At 64.2% G+C, this 17,581-nt stretch carries 15 protein-coding genes; 5 read left to right on the forward strand and 10 right to left on the reverse strand.

The window, feature by feature from the left end; translation table 11 throughout:
* Window positions 1–10: 10 nt before the first annotated feature.
* The gene (locus tag IMX18_RS01685) at window positions 11–460 is read right to left on the reverse strand and encodes a universal stress protein (protein ID WP_015271756.1); all 450 of its coding nucleotides are present in this window, start codon (window positions 458–460) and stop codon (window positions 11–13) included.
* A 272-nt stretch (window positions 461–732) separates the two neighbouring features.
* Between IMX18_RS01685 and IMX18_RS01690 the strand changes: the two genes are divergently transcribed.
* The 5 genes from IMX18_RS01690 to IMX18_RS01710 all read left to right on the forward strand — a co-directional run bounded on the left by IMX18_RS01690 (window position 733) and on the right by IMX18_RS01710 (window position 6,882).
* Window positions 733–1,641 carry a LysR family transcriptional regulator gene (locus tag IMX18_RS01690; protein WP_015271755.1) on the forward strand — a complete coding sequence of 303 codons (909 nt, stop codon included), beginning with the start codon at window positions 733–735 and terminating at the stop codon, window positions 1,639–1,641.
* A gap of 227 nt (window positions 1,642–1,868) precedes the next feature.
* Window positions 1,869–3,410: an MFS transporter gene (locus IMX18_RS01695; protein ID WP_100412777.1), complete on the forward strand. Its 1,542-nt coding sequence runs from the start codon at window positions 1,869–1,871 to the stop codon at window positions 3,408–3,410.
* A 28-nt stretch (window positions 3,411–3,438) separates the two neighbouring features.
* Window positions 3,439–4,500: an HlyD family secretion protein gene (locus tag IMX18_RS01700; protein ID WP_015271753.1), complete on the forward strand. Its 1,062-nt coding sequence runs from the start codon at window positions 3,439–3,441 to the stop codon at window positions 4,498–4,500.
* Window positions 4,497–5,948 carry an efflux transporter outer membrane subunit gene (locus IMX18_RS01705; protein ID WP_015271752.1) on the forward strand — a complete coding sequence of 484 codons (1,452 nt, stop codon included), beginning with the start codon at window positions 4,497–4,499 and terminating at the stop codon, window positions 5,946–5,948. The genes IMX18_RS01700 and IMX18_RS01705 overlap by 4 nt, the downstream gene beginning before the upstream one ends.
* 139 nt (window positions 5,949–6,087) lie before the next feature.
* Window positions 6,088–6,882, forward strand: a complete 795-nt coding sequence (locus IMX18_RS01710) for an SDR family NAD(P)-dependent oxidoreductase (protein WP_217190093.1) — start codon at window positions 6,088–6,090, stop codon at window positions 6,880–6,882.
* 68 nt (window positions 6,883–6,950) lie between these two features.
* On the opposite strand, the gene IMX18_RS01715 is transcribed toward IMX18_RS01710, so the two are convergent.
* From IMX18_RS01715 to algG, 9 genes are all read right to left on the reverse strand, one after another.
* Entirely contained in the window at window positions 6,951–7,763 is an 813-nt protein-coding gene (locus IMX18_RS01715; protein ID WP_100412776.1) for an SDR family oxidoreductase, read from the reverse strand.
* A gap of 151 nt (window positions 7,764–7,914) precedes the next feature.
* On the reverse strand, window positions 7,915–8,379 hold the full coding sequence (locus tag IMX18_RS01720; RefSeq protein ID WP_100412775.1) for a multidrug transporter: 465 nt from the start codon (window positions 8,377–8,379) through the stop codon (window positions 7,915–7,917).
* A 98-nt stretch (window positions 8,380–8,477) separates the two neighbouring features.
* Window positions 8,478–9,932, reverse strand: a complete 1,455-nt coding sequence (locus tag IMX18_RS01725) for a mannose-1-phosphate guanylyltransferase/mannose-6-phosphate isomerase (RefSeq protein WP_015271748.1) — start codon at window positions 9,930–9,932, stop codon at window positions 8,478–8,480.
* Between the two features lie 35 nt (window positions 9,933–9,967).
* Window positions 9,968–10,615 (reverse strand): alginate O-acetyltransferase AlgF, encoded by a 648-nt coding sequence (locus IMX18_RS01730; RefSeq protein WP_013974158.1) that lies wholly within the window; start codon window positions 10,613–10,615, stop codon window positions 9,968–9,970.
* A 16-nt stretch (window positions 10,616–10,631) separates the two neighbouring features.
* On the reverse strand, window positions 10,632–11,789 hold the full coding sequence (locus tag IMX18_RS01735; protein WP_015271747.1) for an alginate O-acetyltransferase: 1,158 nt from the start codon (window positions 11,787–11,789) through the stop codon (window positions 10,632–10,634).
* A gap of 10 nt (window positions 11,790–11,799) precedes the next feature.
* Window positions 11,800–13,257, reverse strand: coding sequence for an MBOAT family O-acyltransferase (locus IMX18_RS01740; protein ID WP_015271746.1), 1,458 nt, complete (start codon window positions 13,255–13,257; stop codon window positions 11,800–11,802).
* 195 nt (window positions 13,258–13,452) lie between these two features.
* On the reverse strand, window positions 13,453–14,556 hold the full coding sequence (locus IMX18_RS01745) for a mannuronate-specific alginate lyase (RefSeq protein ID WP_217190092.1): 1,104 nt from the start codon (window positions 14,554–14,556) through the stop codon (window positions 13,453–13,455).
* Window positions 14,557–14,563: 7 nt separating this feature from the next.
* Window positions 14,564–16,006: an alginate O-acetyltransferase gene (locus IMX18_RS01750; RefSeq protein ID WP_013974155.1), complete on the reverse strand. Its 1,443-nt coding sequence runs from the start codon at window positions 16,004–16,006 to the stop codon at window positions 14,564–14,566.
* Between the two features lie 13 nt (window positions 16,007–16,019).
* On the reverse strand, window positions 16,020–17,579 hold the full coding sequence (gene algG / locus IMX18_RS01755; RefSeq protein WP_015271743.1) for a mannuronan 5-epimerase AlgG: 1,560 nt from the start codon (window positions 17,577–17,579) through the stop codon (window positions 16,020–16,022).
* Window positions 17,580–17,581: the final 2 nt, after the last annotated feature.

The raw sequence follows: 17,581 nt of genomic DNA on the forward strand, positions 1-17,581 counted from the left end.
AGCGGTGCAGTTAGCTCGCTGCCCCTACCAATACTGGCACCTTCACCCGATCAATCACCTTCGTGCTGATCGACGGGTCCAGCATCCGCCCCAACCGCGACAGGTGGCGGTGGCCCATGATGATCAGTTCACAATTCAGTTCCTGCGCCTTGGCCACGATCGCCTCGACCGGATGCCCGGCCACCATGCAGCCCTGGCTGGCGAAGCCGGCTTGCTGCAACTCGCGCACCGCCTCGGCCACGGCCTGGTCGGCCTGGTGCTGCTCTTTGCAGGCGGCGGGGTATTCTTCCAGTTCTTCTGTGGTGTAAGGCGCGGGTTGGTCGTGGACGGCGAAGGTAGAGTCGATGGCCAGCAGCACATGCAGTTCGTGTTCGCCGGGGCGGCAGTAGTGGCGGGCGAGGGTGAGCAGGGCAGTGGATGCAGGGGAGGCGTCGATGGCGATCAGGACGGGGCTGGGCATGCGGAATCCTTGTTTCAGGCTGGCTAATCATTTGCCTGTACCGGCCCTATCGCCGGCAAGCCGGCTCCCACAGGTACTCCGCATTGCCCAAGGGCTGTGTTGACCCCGTGGGAGCTGGCTTGCCGGCGATAGGGCCAGTACAGGCACTGCAAATCTTATGACCCAATCACCGTCCAAAATAAATGCCCCACCACGCACGAGCGCATTGCGTCTGGTGCAATCCAGCAACCTGCTACCATCGCCATCTCCCACAGCTGTAACGGAAAACGGCCATGCAACTCCCGGACATGAACCTGCTCGTCGCCCTCGATGCCCTGCTCGACGAAGGCAGCGTGGTCGGCGCGGCGCAGCGCATGAACCTCAGCCCGGCGGCGATGAGCCGGACCCTGGGGCGTATCCGCGATGCGTTGGGTGACCCGATCCTGGTGCGCGCCGGCCGTGGCCTGGTGCCGACGCCGCGGGCGCTGGCCCTGCGCGAGCAGGTGGCGGCGTTGGTGGAGCAGGCCGGCGAGGTGTTCCGCAGTGGCGACGAGGTCGACCTGCCCAAGCTTGACCGGGCCTTCAACATCCGCACCAACGACCTGTTCATCGCCCTGTACGGTGCCCAGTTGCTGCGGCGCATGCACGAACAGGCACCGCGCACGGTGCTGCGCTTCGTGCCGGAAAGCCCCGGCGGCGATGACGACAGCGTGCTGCGCGACGGGCGTACCGACCTGATCATCAGCTCGACCGTGGACCTGGGGCCGGAGATCAAGGTACAGAGCCTGTTCCAGACCTACTATGTGGGCCTGGCGCGGCGCGACCACCCGATCTTCGAGCAGCCGATCACGGCGCACAGTTTTGCCAGTTATCCACAGATCAGCGTGTCCCGCCGTGGACGGGCCAATGGGCCGATCGATGTGGAGCTGGCCAACTTCAAGGTGCAGCGGCGGGTGGCGCTGATTACCCCGAGTTTTCACTCGGCGCTTTTCTCGCTGCCGGATTCCGACCTGATCCTGCCGATGCCGGCCAACATCCTCAACAGCGTGCACAAGCTCGGGCTGCCGCTGCGCTCGTTCGAGATCCCGGTGCCGCTGGAGCGAGTGACCGTGCTGCAGGCATGGCACCCACGGTTTCACAATGACCCGGCACATCGGTGGTTGCGGCAGACCCTGAAGGCCTGTTGCAGCGTTGACCCTTGATTGCCTATGAGGGCCTCATCGCCGGCAAGCCAGCTCCCACAGGATCGTTGCATATCTCGAAAACTACGCAGTACCTGTGGGAGCTGGCTTGCCGGCGATAGGGCCAGACCTGCAAAAGGCGGATTGCGTCCAGCGCAACATAAACCTACCGATAAGTCAGTTTTCGTCAGCATTCGACCTTCTTAGACTTGCTCCAGTCGCAAATTTGTTGCTGGAGATGTCTGCCCATGAGTTCCCTGTCCGCCCCGTCTGCCGCGATTGCCGCCGCCCCCGCGCCGGCCGCGCCTGCGCAGACTGCGTTCGGCCTGCAGGTAGTGGTCGGGCTGTTCGGTGTGCTGCTGGCCGTGTTGTGCGCGGGCCTCAACGAGTCGGTAACCAAAATCTCCCTGGCCGATATCCGTGGGGCCATGGGCATCGGTGCCGACGAAGGCGCCTGGCTGCTGGCGGCCTACAGCGCCGCCTCGGTTTCGGCCATGGCCTTCGCGCCATGGCTGGCCACCACGTTCTCGCTGCGGCGCTTCACCATGAGCGCCATCGGCCTGTTCGCGGTGCTCGGCCTGCTGCAACCGTTCGCCCCCAACCTGCACAGCCTGATGCTGCTGCGTGTGCTCCAGGGCTGCGCCTCTGGCGCCTTGCCGCCGATGTTGATGAGCGTGGCCCTGCGCTTCCTGCCTCCGGGCATCAAGGTCTATGGCCTGGCCTGCTATGCCCTCACCGCCACCTTCGGCCCCAACCTCGGCACACCGCTGGCAGGGCTGTGGACCGAATACGTCGGTTGGCAGTGGGCGTTCTGGCAGATCATCCTGCCCTCGGCGCTGGCCATGTTCTGCGTCGGTTGGGGCCTGCCGCAGGACCCGCTGCGCCTGGAGCGCTTCAAGCAGTTCGACTGGCGCGGCGTGCTGCTCGGCCTGCCCGCCATCAGCTGCATCGTACTGGGCCTGTCGCTGGGTGACCGCTGGGGCTGGTTCGATTCCCCGCTGATCTGCTGGCTGCTCGGCGGTGGCCTGCTGTTGCTGGTGCTGTTCATGTACAACGAATGGTCCGAGCCGTTGCCATTCTTCCAGTTGCGCATGCTGTCGCGGCGCAACCTGAGTTTCGCTCTGGTGACCCTGGCCGGTGTGCTGATCGTGCTCTCGGGCGTGGGCAGCATTCCGTCGGCCTATCTGGCGCAGATTCAGGGCTACCGCCCGGCGCAGACCAGCCCGCTGATGATGCTGGTGGCCATGCCGCAGCTGGTGGCCCTGCCGTTGACGGCGGCGCTGTGCAATATCCGCGCAGTGGACTGCCGCTGGGTGCTGGGGATAGGCCTGGCGATGCTGGCTGTGTCCTGTGCCGGCAGCAGCCTGCTGACCAGCGAGTGGATCCGTGGCGATTTCTACCCGTTCTACCTGCTGCAGGTGTTCGGCCAGCCAATGGCAGTGCTGCCGCTGCTGATGCTGTCCACCAACGGCATGACCCCGCAGGAAGGCCCGTTCGCCTCCAGCTGGTTCAACACCGTCAAGGGCCTGGCCGCGGTGATCGCCGGTGGCCTGCTGGACGCCCTTGGCACCCTGCGCCGGCACTTCCATTCCAACCACCTGGTGGACAGCCTGGGCAACGCCCCGCTGGTCGACGGTAACGCAGCCGGCCTGGCCAGGCGCATCCACGACCAGGCGCTGGTGCTGACCTCGGCCGACCTCTACCTGGTCATGGCCTGCATTGCCGTGGCCCTGATCTGCCTGATTCCTTTCGTGCCTACCCGGGTCTATCCGCCGCGCGCGGTGGCCTGAACCCTGGATGAATTCGAGAACCACTTAAATGACCAACAACCGCAAAACCCTGTTCATCGGCTCGGTGCTTGCCGTGGCCGTCCTGGCTGCCATCGTCGGCCCGTGGATGTTCGGCAGCGACCACCGCCAGAGCACCAATGACGCGTATGTTGTCGCCGACTACACCGTGGTCGCGCCCAAGATCGCCGGTTTCATCAAGGAAGTGCTGGTGGAGGACAACCAGCAGGTCAAGGCTGGCCAGTTGCTGGCTACCATCGATGCCCGTGACTACCAGGCCGCGCTGGATGCCGCGCAGGCGCAGTTGCTGGTGGCCCAGGCGCAAAGCGCCGATGCCCGTGCCACGCTCGAGCGCCAGGCGTCGCTGATTGCCCAGGCTGAGGCTGCAGTGAAAGCGGCCCAGGCCGAAGCTGCGTTCGCCGACCATGAGGTCAACCGCTACAGCCGCCTGGCCGAGCAAGGTGCCGGCACCGTGCAGAACGCCCAGCAGGCACGCAGTGGGGTCGACCAGGCCCGCGCACGCCTGGCCAATGCCCAGGCGGCACTGGTCGCGGCGCGCAAGCAGGTGGATATCCTTACCGCCCAGGTGGCCAGTGCCGACGGCCAGCTGAAGCGGGCCGAGGCAGGGCTGGAAAAGGCCCAGCTCGATCTGTCCTACACCCGCATCACCGCACCGGTGGACGGCATGGTCGGCGAGCGTGCCTTGCGTGTCGGTGCCTACGTCAACCCGGGCGCCCGCCTGCTGTCGGTGGTGCCGTTGCAGCAGGCCTACGTGGTCGGAAACTTCCAGGAAACCCAGCTGACCCACGTACAGCCTGGCCAGGCCGTGAGCATCAGCGTCGACACCTTTGCCGGTGAGAAGCTGCAAGGCCATGTGGAAAGCATCGCCCCGGCCACCGGCGTGACCTTCGCCGCGGTCAAGCCGGACAACGCTACCGGCAACTTCACCAAGGTGGTGCAGCGCATCCCGGTGAAGATCGTTTTCGATGACGGCCAGCCGCTGCTTGCCCGCCTGCGCGTGGGCATGTCGGTGGAAGCGACCATCGACACCCGTGGTGACAAGCTGGACGGCAAAGAGGTAAGTGCACGATGAAAGCGGCGTTACGCTTGAGCCCGTTGCTGCTGGCCGTATTGATGGCCGGCTGCACCTTGGGCCCTGACTTCCAGCGCCCTGACAGCCAGGCCCCGCAACAGTGGGCGCCGCTGCAAGGCGAGGCGGCGGCCAGCCAGCCCCAGGCCGAACCGCTGGAACTGCGCTGGTGGGAGAGCTTCCACGACGCCCGCCTGAGTGCTTTGATCCAACGCGTTGCCGAGCGCAACCTCGACCTGCAGATGGCCAGCGCCCGCCTGCTGCAAAGCCGCGCCCTGCGCAGCACCGTGGCTGCCGACGAAGTACCGTCAGTGGACGTGAACGCCGGCTACAGCCGCTCGCGCAATAGTGCCGAAGGCCTGAGTGACCCGTCCGGCAAGGCGGGCAAGGAAGCCTTCAACCTCTGGCAGGGTGACCTTGTGGCCGGCTGGGAGCTGGACCTGTGGGGCCGTGTGCGGCGCCAGGTCGAGGCAGCCGATGCCACGGTCGAAGTGGCCGAGAACGACCGCCGCGGCGTGCTGTTGGCATTGCTTTCGGAAACCGCCGGCAACTATATCCAGTTGCGCGCTGTGCAGCACACCATCGATGTGACCCGCGACAACCTCAAGGTCGCCCAGCACAGCCTGAAATTGTCCGAAAACCGCCAGGCCGAAGGTGTCGCCACGCGCCTGGACGTGGCTCAGGCCAGTGCCCAGGTCGCCTCTATCGAGTCACGCCTGCCTAGTCTGGAAGCGCGGCGCGACGACCTGATCAACGCCCTCAGCCTGCTTGCCGCCGAACCACCGCGCAGCCTGCAGGCCGAGTTGCTGCAGGGCGGCGAACTGCCTGCGCCACAGCAGAAGTTCGCCATTGGCTTGCCGTCCGAACTGGCCGAACGCCGCCCGGACATTCGCCAGGCCGAGGCTCGTTTGCATGCTGCCACCGCCAGCATTGGCGTGGCCAAGGCCGACTTCTACCCCAGCATCCGGCTGTCGGGCAGTGTCGGGTTCCAGGCCATGCAGCTGTCCGATTTCGGCGCCTGGGATTCACGCCGCTTCGCCTTCGGGCCGCAGCTGTCGCTGCCGATCTTCGAGGGTGGCCGGCTCAAGGGCACCTTGGAGCTGCGCGAGGCGCAGCAGCAGGAAGCGGCGCTGAACTACCGCAAGGTGGTGCTGGGTGCCTGGCATGAAATCGACGATGTGCTGCGCCTGTACAACGCCAGCCAGCTGCGCCGCGACCACTTGGCCGAGGCGGTGCGGCAGAACCGCATCGCCCTGGAAACTGCCCAGCGGCAGTATGTGGAAGGGGCGGTGGACTTTCTCAATGTACTGACGGTGCAGGGGGCTTTGCTGGCCAGCGAGGAGCAGTGGATCGACAGTTCTGCGGCGGTGTCGCAGGCGCTGGTGGGGCTGTACAAGGCCCTGGGTGGTGGCTGGCAGGCGTTTGACGAGCAGCCTGTGAAGAAAGTGTGATGTTTTGGGGCCGCTTTGCGGCCCATCGCGACACAAGGCCGCTCCTACAGGAGATCGCGTCCGCATGTAGGAGCGGCCTTGTGTCGCGATGGGCTGCAAAGCAGCCCCGGCAATTGTCCTGATTACCGAGGAGGCACAGATGCACATTTCCCTGAACGGCAAGCGCGCCATCGTCAGCGGCTCCACCGCCGGCATCGGCCTGGCCATCGCCATCGGCCTGGCCGAGGCGGGGGCCGAAGTGGTCCTCAACGGTCGCACCCAGGCCCGGGTCGACGAAGCCCTCAAAGTAGTGCGCGAGCGCCTGCCGCAGGCGCGCATCATCGGCATCGCTGCCGACCTGAGCACCCAGGCCGGTGCGCAGACGCTTTTCAAGCAGGTGCCGCACACCGACATCCTGGTCAACAACCTGGGCATCTTCGAGCCCAAGCCGTTCTTCGAGATCGAGGATGAGGACTGGCAGCGTTTCTTCGACGTCAATGTGCTCAGTGCCGTTCGCCTGTCACGCCACTATGCCCCGGGCATGGCCGAACGCAAATGGGGGCGAGTGATGTTCCTGTCCAGTGAGTCGGCGCTGCAGATCCCGACCGAGATGATTCATTACGGCATGACCAAGACTGCGTTGCTGGCGGTGTCGCGCGGGCTGGCCGAGACCCTGGCCGGCACCGGGGTGACGGTGAATTCGGTGCTGCCGGGGCCTACGCGTTCGGAAGGTGTGGGCGACTTCTTTGCCAAGCTGGCCGAGGAGCAGGGGGTGTCGACTGAAGAGCTGGAGGCCAACTTCCTTGCCGAGCACCGGCCGACCTCGCTGATCAAGCGACTGGCGACAGTGGAGGAGGTGGCGAACATGGTGGTGTACCTGGCGTCGATGCAGGCCAGTGCCACTACCGGGGCTGCCTTGCGGGTGGATGGCGGGGTGCTGCGTTCCATTGCCTGATCTGTTTTGCCTGTACTGGCCTCTTCGCGGGTTTACCCGCGAAGAGGCCAGTACAGGCAACCAATCAATCAGAGCGGGCGCAGCAGGCCAAACCGCTTGCGCAACGCCCAATCCATCACCCGTCGCGGCAGTAACCGGGCCATCAACGGCAAAGCCGTACTGCCGTTCCCCAACCGCACCACCGCCGGCACCGGCGACTTCCCGACCGCTGCCAACACGCCCTGGGCAAACACTGCCGCCGAGGTGGGCTTGTCCTGCGAAGCCCGTGCCCGTGCCTGCACGTGCTCGCGCAACGGCCACCACGCCGAATCCGCCGCCAGCACCTGCTCGGCCTGGCGCTGGGCATTGCTGGCGAACTGCGAGGCAATCGCCCCTGGCTGCACTTCCATAACCTGCACACCAAACGGCGCCAGTTCCAGGCGCAAAGCATCGCTCAGGGCATGCACGGCGGCTTTCGAGGCGCAGTAGGCGCCGGCGAACGGAGTGACCAGCACGCCTGATACGCTGCCGATGTTCACCACCAGGCCCCGTGAGCGGCGTAGCTGTGGGAACAATGCGCGGGTAACGCCGACCACGGCGAAGACATTGGTTTCGAACTGCTGGCGCAGGGCATCCACACCGCCATCGAGCAGCGGGCCCATGGCGCCGTAGCCAGCGTTGTTGATCAGGATATCGAGGTTTTCCAGTTCCTCGGCCAGGCGGCCCAGTGCCTCGCTGTCGTTCACATCAAGTAGCCGGGCGGTGAAGCCGGCGGCGTTCAGTTGCTCGACATCCTCAGGTTTGCGGGCGGTGGCCCAGACGTGGTGGCCGGCATCGCGGAAGGCGTCGGCCAGGGCGCGGCCGATGCCGCTGGAACAACCGGTGATCAGGACGGTGGGCATGGTTGGGGCCTGTTGTCAGGGGAAGTTGGTGTTGCCTGTGCCGGCCCTTTCGCGGGCTTGCCCGCTCCCACAGGAACTCCACAGCTCTTGAGTACTGTGCAGTACCTGTGGGAGCGCGCAAGCCCGCGAAAGGGCCGGTACAGGCGATACATTAGTTGGCAAACGTACCTTGCAGATGCTCTGCACGAAACTCCAGGGTCTGCGGCCGGTACCCGGAGCGCAGTGGCGGCAGCGGCAGGCAGTCCTTCCACTCGGCCCCTGGCTGCAGTTCACCCGGCCCACGGTAGCGCGGGGCGTTGTAGGTGTTCTCCGCCAGGTTCACGGTATCGCCCGGCGCATACGCCGCCACCCGCCAGCGCAGCTCGGTCAGCGGCACGTCGTTACCGTTCTTCATGCGCACCTGCAGGGCGCGGTCGGCGGGGCAGTGTTCGGGGGCGTAGCTCAGGCGCAGGTCCAGGCGGGCCAGTTGCGAGGTTTCGCGGGTGTCCTGCCAGACGACGAACAGGGCCACCAGGCCCAGGCCACAAACGGCTGCCAGCGAGATCGGCAGGGCCTTGGCCGGGTAGCGCAACAGCAGCACCAGCCAGGTGAGGATGAGGAAGGCACCGATGATCATGGGACGTGCAGACCTTGATTGCGCGGGGTCTGACCATCGTAGCCCGAAATGGAGAGTGGCTCAAAAAGCGGGGCCGCAATGCGGCCCCAGGGGTTGCATTACTGCGCGATGGTCTTCACCGAAACACCACGCTCGATGGGTGTAGAGGTACGTCCATACACATCCTCGAAGCGCTCGATGTCATCCTCGCCCAGGTAGCTGCCGGATTGCACTTCGATGATCTCCAGCGGGATCTTGCCCGGGTTGCGCAGGCGGTGCACCGATGCGATCGGGATGTAGGTCGACTGGTTCTCGGTCAGCAGGAACACGTTCTCGTCACAGGTCACCTCGGCGGTGCCGGACACCACGATCCAGTGCTCGGCACGGTGGTGGTGCATCTGCAGCGACAGGCTGGCGCCCGGCTTGACGGTGATGTGCTTGACCTGGAAGCGGCCGCCCATGTCCACCGAGTCGTACGAGCCCCACGGGCGATACACTTCCAGGTGGTTCTGGGTTTCGCTGCGGCCCTGCTCGTCGAGGGTCTTGACCATCTGCTTGACGCCCTGGACCTTGTCCTTGTGGGCAATCATCATGGCGTCCTTGGTCTCGACCACCACGATGTTCTCCAGGCCGATCACCGACACCAGCTTGCCGTTGCCGTGGATCATGCAGTTGTGGCTGTCCTGCACCACCACATCGCCCTTGGTGACGTTGCCGTTGTCGTCCTTCTCGTGCACTTCCCACAGCGACGACCAGCAGCCCACGTCGCTCCAGCCGGCCGACATCGGCACCACGCAGGCGCGCTGGGTCTTTTCCATCACCGCGTAGTCGATGGAGTTGTCCGGGCAGCAGGCGAAGGTGGCTTCGTCGATGCTCAGCACATCACCGTCTTCCTGGCTGCGCTCCAGGGCCAGCACGCAGGTGTCGTAGATGTCGCCGTCGTGCTTCTTCAGCTCTTCGAGGAAGCGGCTGGCACGGAACAGGAACATGCCGCTGTTCCAGAAGTAGCCGCCGGCCTGGACGAACTCGGCGGCGCGTTTTTCGTCGGGCTTTTCGACGAACTGCGCCACGCGCGCCACGCCTTCAGGCAGCAGGGCGTCCTGGCTGGAACGGATGTAGCCGTAGCCGGTTTCCGGCTTGGTCGCCGGCACGCCGAACAGCACCATCTCGCCACGCTCGGCGGCCACGGTAGCCAGGGCCAATGCGCGCTGCAGGGCCTTCTGGTCATCGATCACGTGGTCGGCGGGCAGCACCAGCATCAGCTCGTCGCGGCCTTCGTTGACCAGTTTCATGGCAGCCATGGCCACGGCCGGCGCGGTATTGCGGCCGAACGGTTCCATCAGGATGCCTTGGGTTTGCAGCTTCAGTGCGGCCAGTTGCTCCTGGACGATGAACTTGTGGTCCTTGTTACAGACCACGATCGGCGTGTCCATGCCTTCGAACACCAGGCGCTCGAGGGTTTGCTGGAACAGTGTGTGTTCACCGGTCAGGGCCAGGAACTGCTTGGGGAACTGCTTTCGCGACAGAGGCCACAGACGGGAACCGCTACCACCAGAAAGAATTACCGGGATCATCATGTTTCTCCAATAGTCGTTGAGAGGCAGGGGAATCAGTTGCTAGCCACGGGGCGAGTTACCCACACCGGCGACAAGGCGTTGCCGGAACCCGTTACGTACAGCACTGCGGCTTCGCCGCGCTCCAGGGCGACGGGTTTGACGTCACCCACTTTCTTGTCTCCTTGGAACAGCGCCAGGTTGACCTTGACCGGGTTGATTTCGCGTTCGCCGCGGCCGTTGGCGGCCACCGGCTTGACCACTTCGGTCTTGCCGTCGGCGGTCTTCAGGGTCAGTTGCTGGTCACTCAGGTTCTGCACGCGAACCAGGGCTTTCTGCTTGTTCTTGAACGGCGGCTCTTCGATCAGCTGCGGGTTGCCGCTGGCGCTGTTGACCAGGGTGTAGTACTTGTCCGCAGCCAGCTTGACCGGCACGCTCTTGCCACCGACCTGAGCGGTGTAGTCACCCCCTGGCAGGAAGCTGAAGTCACTGCTGCCCTGTGCACCAACCTGTTTGATCTGGGTGTTGCCGACCGAAGCTGCCGCCGGTGCGCTGGAAGCGTTGTAAAGGCGCACGAAGGTCGAGCCTTTCGGCGCGCTCGGGCCATACAGTGCGGCGTCGGCGCCGGCGAAGGCCTGCATGGAGGCCAGGGACAGGCCGGCAGCGAGGGTGAGGGCTTTGGCAATGGAAGTCTTGGTAGTCATATGTATGTTCCTCTGATTAGTGGTTAGTCCGGGTGGACGACAAAGCCAGGTTTTCTTCGGATTTACGGGTGTTCTTCAGCTGGGCGATCCACTGTGGATCGAAGCTGCTGAGGTCGTTCTTCATTGGCAGATAACGTTCGGGGAATTCCCACACCACCACTTGGGGTGCGGCGTTCTTGAAGGCATCGCTTTGCAGGTACTTGAGCATCGGCAGCAGCGGGCCATGGCCGTCTTCGGCGTAGTTGGCCACATCGCTGCGCAGGGCCTGCTGCAGCGCGCCGAGGAAGTTCCAGTGCGGGTTGGCGCTGTAGCTGGTGCCCACCAGTGCAACCGGGATCTGCGTGTCGGCGAACAGTGCGTCACCGGCTTCACCTTCGGTCTCGACCGGGCGAGTGGTGCGCTGCTGCAGGTTGTCCGGGGCCGGCAGCAGGTTGCTGAACAGCGGGTCCAGTGGCAGGAAGTTGGTCAGGTCGCCCTTGTATGGCGCGGTGCTGCCGGCTTCGGTGATGAACGCCTGCGGGTCGCCGTTGAGCAGGCTCTGGCGGCTGACCGCTTCGGCCAGTGCCTGCGCAGCCACTTCGGCGCCCATCGGCGTCCAGTGGGTGTCGGTGCGCAGGAACACCTGGCCGCGCGCCTTGGCCTGCTCCATGGGTGCCAACAGGTCCGGGGCGAACACGTTGGCCTGGCGTGCCTGGGCATGGAACTGGTTGTACAGGTCGTCATGCAGACTGGTCGGCAGTTCCGTGCCCAGGTATTCGGCGTACACCCGCGCCTTGGCTGGCACGATCGCCAATACAAGCTGGCTGCCGTGCTGCTGCAAGGTGTCACGCACGCCACGGATCAGCGCCAGGTTTTCCTGCATCAGCTGCTCGGCACCGGCGGTGGGCTTGAACTCTTCGTCACTGAACAGCCACTGGTCGCGGCCCAGTACCACGCCGGGGCGGCCTTCGTTGAACAGCTTGAAGTCCATCGCCGCCCAAAGGTTGGTGCCCAGGCGCTTGATCGGGAACTGCTCGTCGTAGTGGGTCTCGGCAGCCTTGGCCAGCTTGCCGTTGAGCAGGGTCATCTGCTCGGTACGCTGGAAGCTTTGCAGGCCACCGGTGGACCAGACGCCCATGCCCACCAGCAGGCCGAGGAACGACAGCGAATAGGTAATGCGTAATGTCCGGGTCATGTCATCAACCTCAGAACTGGAAGTAAAGGAACGGCGAGTAGCTCTGCGCCGAAAGCTTGAGGATCGAGGCCACGAACAGCAGCAGCACCAGGGCGCGGGTCATCACCCGGGTCCAGTCCAGGCCGATCGAACCGTCGCTGTTGACCTGCACCGGGGTGGCCTTGGGCGTTGGCCGGGCGTTGCGGTAGAAGTCGCGCAGGCCGAAGAACGCCAGGGTGATGTAGGCGACCACCAGGGTGGCTACCTGCAGGCCGGTGAGCTGGGCACGGTTGAGTTCCGACAGCTGCCAGTCGCCGAAGCTGAACATGGCGCCGTACATGCGACCGGCCACTTCCAGGTTCTCGGCACGGAAGATCACCCAGCCGACCACCACCAGCAGGAAGGTGAATGCCCACTTCACCGGGTTGAAACGCTGCGGGTTGGTGTCGATGCCCAGCGCGCGCTCGATGGCCAGCCACATGCCGTGCCAGGCGCCCCAGATGATGTAGGTGAAGTTGGCGCCGTGCCACAGGCCACCCAGCAGCATGGTCAGGAACAGGTTGCGGTAGGTGTTGAAGGTGCCTTTGCGGTTACCGCCCAGGGTGATGTACAGGTAGTCGCGCAGCCAGGTCGACAGGCTGATGTGCCAGCGCCGCCAGAACTCGGTGATCGACTGGCTGATGTACGGCTGCTTGAAGTTCTCCATGAAGCGGAAGCCCATCATCAGGCCCAGGCCGATGGCCATGTCGCTGTAGCCGCTGAAGTCGAAGTACAGCTGCGCGGTGTAGGCCAAAGCGCCGAGCCAGGCATCCCCGGTGGTCGGGTTCTGCAGGGCGAAGCAGTGGTCGGCCACTACCGCCAGGGTATCGGCGATGAACACTTTCTTGATGAAGCCCTGCATGAAGCGGGTGCAGCCTTCGGAGAACTTGTCCAGGGTGTGGGTGCGGTTGTTGAACTGGTCGACCAGGTCCTTGAAGCGCAGCACGGGGCCGGCGATCAGGTGCGGGAAGATCGCCACGAACGCCGCGAAGTCGATCAGGTTGCGGGTGGCCGGGGTGTCGCCGCGGTACACGTCGATGATGTAGCTGATCGACTCGAAGATGTAGAACGAGATACCGATCGGCAGCAGCACGTGGGTGAGGATGAACGGCTCCAGGCCGAACGAGGAGATGATCGCGTTGAGGCTGTCGACGCCGAAGTTGGCGTACTTGAAGTAGCCGAGAATCGCCAGGTCCACACCGACGCCGAGCAGCAGCCAGCGCTGTGCCGGCTTGGTACGCACGCCGGCGGCGCCGACTTTCAGGCCGATCCAGTAGTTCCACAGGGTCACGCCGGCGAACAGGGCGAGGAAGTCGACCCGCCACCAGGCGTAGAAGATGTAGCTGGCGACCAGCAGCAGCAGGTTGCGATAGCGTTGCCCGCTCAAGTAGTACAGGCCGAGGAAGATCGGCAAGAACAGGAACAGGAACACGTTGGACGAGAAGACCATCCCGGTTCTCCTTTTTGTTCACAGCATCCGGGGCAAAGCGCCCCCCAAACCCCCCACTCAAAAAGTGGGGGAAGCCTTGGTACCTGTGGGAGCGGGCATGCCCGCGAACAAGGGCGAAGCCCTTGCCATGCACCGCGGTGCTTTCTTCGCGGGCATGCCCGCTCCCACAGGTTCCGACCCCAAAAGGGGTTCAACTCATTTCTTGCTCTCTGCGCTCGGGTCATAGACCCGGGTCAGGTCGCCGCCCAGCCGGAAGCTGTTGAACGGCTGCATACCGCGCTTGCGCTGCAGGGTGTCGCCACTGCACGCATACAGGCTGCAGTAGGGCTCCATCCACGAGTACTTGCTGTCGATCTTCAGGTCTTTCATGTCCTGTTTCTCGCCATTGCGGGCCTTGAACGCGCTTGGGTCCTTCGAACCGTTCAGTACCCGCTGCGCCAGGCGCTGCAGGGCGTTGTTGTTCTCGCCGCGCACGTCCACGCCATTGACCTGGGCGAAGCTGGCGATCATCGTCAACGGCGGCAAGGCGTAGTTGTGGTAGGCCAGGGCGCGTTGCTTGCGCTTCAGTTCGTTGGGCAGGAAGCCCTGCTCGTCTACCTGGTTGGCGCCAACCCGGTATTCCTTCACGGCCCAGTCGAACAGGTCGCGACGGTCGGTGGCCACGGCGGTGGCCATTACCGCCCAGGCCGCCCAGTAGCTGTGGTTGTTGATCTTCTCCAGTGGCAGGTCGCTCCAGTCGCGCACGGTCTGCTCGGCCAGGCGGGCGAACCATTTTTCGATCAGCTCGGCCTCGGCCTGGTGCGCGGCCAACGGCTGCGAATTGGAGAACTTCAGGCGCAACCACGAACCACTCATGCTGCCCAGCGCCCATTTGCGCATCGACTTGCCGGTGTGGTTGTAGTCGGTGGACATCAGCGCATCGGCGCGGGCCCAGCTGCCCAGCCAGGCCAGGGTGCAGTCGAGTTGCGCCGGGCGGCCGTCACGCATGTACTGGCCGATCATCTTGCTCACGCCTTTCTCAAGGGTGGTGATGTCTTCGGTGGACTTGCGAAAGGCCTTTTCCGAGTCCGCGTTGAGTGTTGCCCGCGCCTTGTCCGAGCCTTCGTACTTGCTGCGGAACTGCAGGGCACCGGTATACGGTTTGGGGGCAGCTTCGCAGCGGAAGTTGCCGTCGCCGGTCTTGAGCTTTTCGATCCCCTCGTAGTAACCCTGGGGCGGTACCAGCGCGGCGTGCGCGGCACCGCTGCACAACGCCAGGGCAAGCAGGGCGGGGCGGGAAATTCGCTTGAACGGGATCATGGTCGCCTCACTGGCCGGCCTGCGCGGTCTGCGCAGGCACGGCGAAGTTGTTGCGTTTGCAGAGCTTGGCTTCGACCTTCTGGGTACCGCTTTCCGGTCCCTGCACCTCGAACGCCAGCAGGCTCTGGCTGGCCCAGTCCTCGTCTTCGCGCATCTGGAAGACGAAGCGGCCGTCGGTGTCGGAGGTTTCCGGTTTTTCCAGCTTGATGTCCTCGTGGCGGCCGTTGAGGTACCAGAGGGTCGCTTGCAGCACCTTCACCGACGGGTCTTCGAACTTGATGTCCATCTGCATGTTGCGGTTGATCAGGTCTTTGATCACGCCGCCCTTGCCATTGACCATCAGCTCGTTCTTGCCGGGCTTGAGGGTGGCGCTGGCGCTCATCAGGGCCGGGCGGTCATCGCAGCCGTCGTCGAGCAGGCCAAGGATTTGCCGCCAGATGGTTTCCTGGTCCAGGCGATATAGCGGGGAGAATTCCCAGATCAGGATCTTCGGCGGGTTCTTCTGGAATTCTTCGCTGCCCAGGTACTGGATCATCGAACCTTCCAGGCCACCACCAGGGAAGGCCACGTTGAGCACGTCGGCGCCGATGTACTGCTCGAGGAACCCGGAGAAGTTGTAGTTCTTGCCACTGTGGCTGGTGCCGACCAGGGTGATCTGCGCGTTGCCGCCGTCACCGAACAGGTCGTCGCCGCCGCCGGTGGAACCTTTCGGCTCGGTGGCGAACTGGTCCATGTATTGGACGGCATAGCTGGTGCCGCACAGCTGGCCGGCCACGTTATGCAGGGTGCCGGTCTTGCCCATGCGCCCGGACTTTTTCGTTTCGAATTCCTTGCGCGGGATGCCTTCGAAAGCCGGCATCTTGTGCACGGTATCGGCCACGATCCTGGCCGCGCGCTCGGCGCCATAAGGCGTCCAGTGCTGGTCGCCACGGAAGTAGAAGTCCTTGCCCTGGTCGGCAGCGGCCAGCTGTTCGTTGGTCAGCGGCGACAGGTCGGGCACGTTGTAGCCCATGCTGGCAAAGCGCTTGAGCATGGCCTGGTAGTTGCCCAGGGCCTTCTGGTAGTCGAAGGCAGCCTTTTCCGCCGGGTTGAGCATGTTGCGGTTCACCAGGCCGCGGGTCGGCTGGTACACCACCACCAGTTCCACGCCGCGCTTCTTGAATGCGTCGTGCACTTGCTGCAGGCGCTTGTAGCCGGCCGGGGTGGTATTGAACTCGGTGCGCAGGTCTTCGCGGGTACGGAACAGCCAGTCGCCCTTCGCCTGCACCAGCGTGGTGAAGTTTTGCTGGTAACGGGTTGTGTAGCGGCTTGGGTCGTGCGCTTCAGGGCACAGCTGGCAGCAAGGCTCGGCGCTGAAGGTGGGGGCCTTGACGTCTTCGGCGCGCACGCCCTGGCTGATCGCCAGAAGGGCGGCGGACAGGCCCAGCAGTTTCATCAGATGTGGAGTCATGGTCTGGGCTTCCTTAATCGATCATTTCGGTCTGGCGTTCGACCGGGTCGATCAGCACAGCCTTTTGCTGGCGTACCAGCAGGTCGAGGATTTCGTCCTGGCGTTCGCCGAGGATGCCGTTGAGGCTGATGCCGTTGGCCTTGCGCGGGGCGAGCATGGATACCTTGTAAAGCTCGACCGACAGCGGCGAGTCGATCGACAGCGGGCCGGAGCCGTTGGCCGCCAGTTCGCCACCGACCAGGATCAGCGACACCTTGGTGTCGAACGGGTCGAGGGCGATGTCGCGGTCGGTGTTGGACAGGTCCTTGATGTGGCCGTACACGCCGACCAGGCCGTTGGCTATTGCGACGTTTTCGTACAGGCGGATGTTCACGCTGTTACGTACGCGGATGCCGTGGCGGCGGTTGTTGATCAGCTTGTTGCCCCAGATCAGGTTGTCGCCACTTTCGTACAGGGTGATGCCGTCGGTGTGGTTGCGGTAGATCTCGTTGTAGGCAATCAGGTTGTTGACGCTGTTACGGTCGATCACCACGCCCGAGAGCTTGTTGTCGAAGCTCTTGTTGTTGATGATCCAGCTGTCGTTGACCTCACGCGAGACGATGATGCCGTGCTTCTTCTTGGTGCCGTACACCGTGTTGCCGGCGATGATCAGCCGGTGCGAGCGGTCGTGCGGGTCGATGCCGTAGACGATGTTGTCGCGGTAGGTGCTGTCCTTGACCACGAAGTCCTGGGTCTCGTAGCAGTAGAAGCCGTACCACATGTCGCTGAACTCAGAGCCGATGATCCAGCCGGTGGGTTCCGGGCGGCCCATGCGCTTGGCCATGTTCGGCGTGTACTGCGAGATGCTCACGCCGTACGACTTGGACTTGGCGTAGCCGAAGCTGGCCATTTTGGTGTTGACGATGTAGGTCTCGGTACCGCCCCACGACAGCAGGAACGGGCGGAACTCCTTGGGCGAGCGGAAGGTTGCCGGGCCGTTTTCCTTTTCCCGCCAGCCGGTCACCTGGGTGTCGGTGACGAACAGCTTGCCGTCGTTGACCAGGAACGAACCGCCTTCCTGGGACAGGCGCAGTTGCTTGACCTTGCCGTCGATCTCGAGGATGCCCTTCTGCCCGACCACGATCGGCAGGCGCGCCAGGTAGACCCCTGGCTCGACTTCGCTGAGGTACTGCTTGGGTACCTTCTTGCTCAGCTCGACCAGGTCGACATGGCCGTCATCGACGAAGATCGCCTGCGGAATGCCATGCTGGCGCTGGACCCACTCGGCCGCCTTGTTGTCGCCGCCAACGAATTCCTTGAGGGTGTCCTCCTGGAACATGCGGCGCAGGCTGACCTTGCCTTTGTGGCGACGGTCGATTTTCTTCTGCACCGCCTCGGCGGTGTAGCCGGTCAGGTCAGGCAGCTTCGGCGGGTCCATGTGCAGCGGCTCGACCGGTGCACTGGAGACCGTGTAGGTCTTGGCCTGCTGCAGTTCCTTGGCGATCACCTGGGGCTCTGCGGCAGCCACCAGGCCGCTGGCCAGCAGCAAGGCGCTGGCCAGGAGGCTGTGACGTAAGTGCGGGTGAAGGTTCATCA

It is taken from the genome of Pseudomonas shirazica (assembly GCF_015168335.1).
GTDB classification, from domain to species: domain Bacteria; phylum Pseudomonadota; class Gammaproteobacteria; order Pseudomonadales; family Pseudomonadaceae; genus Aquipseudomonas; species Aquipseudomonas asiatica.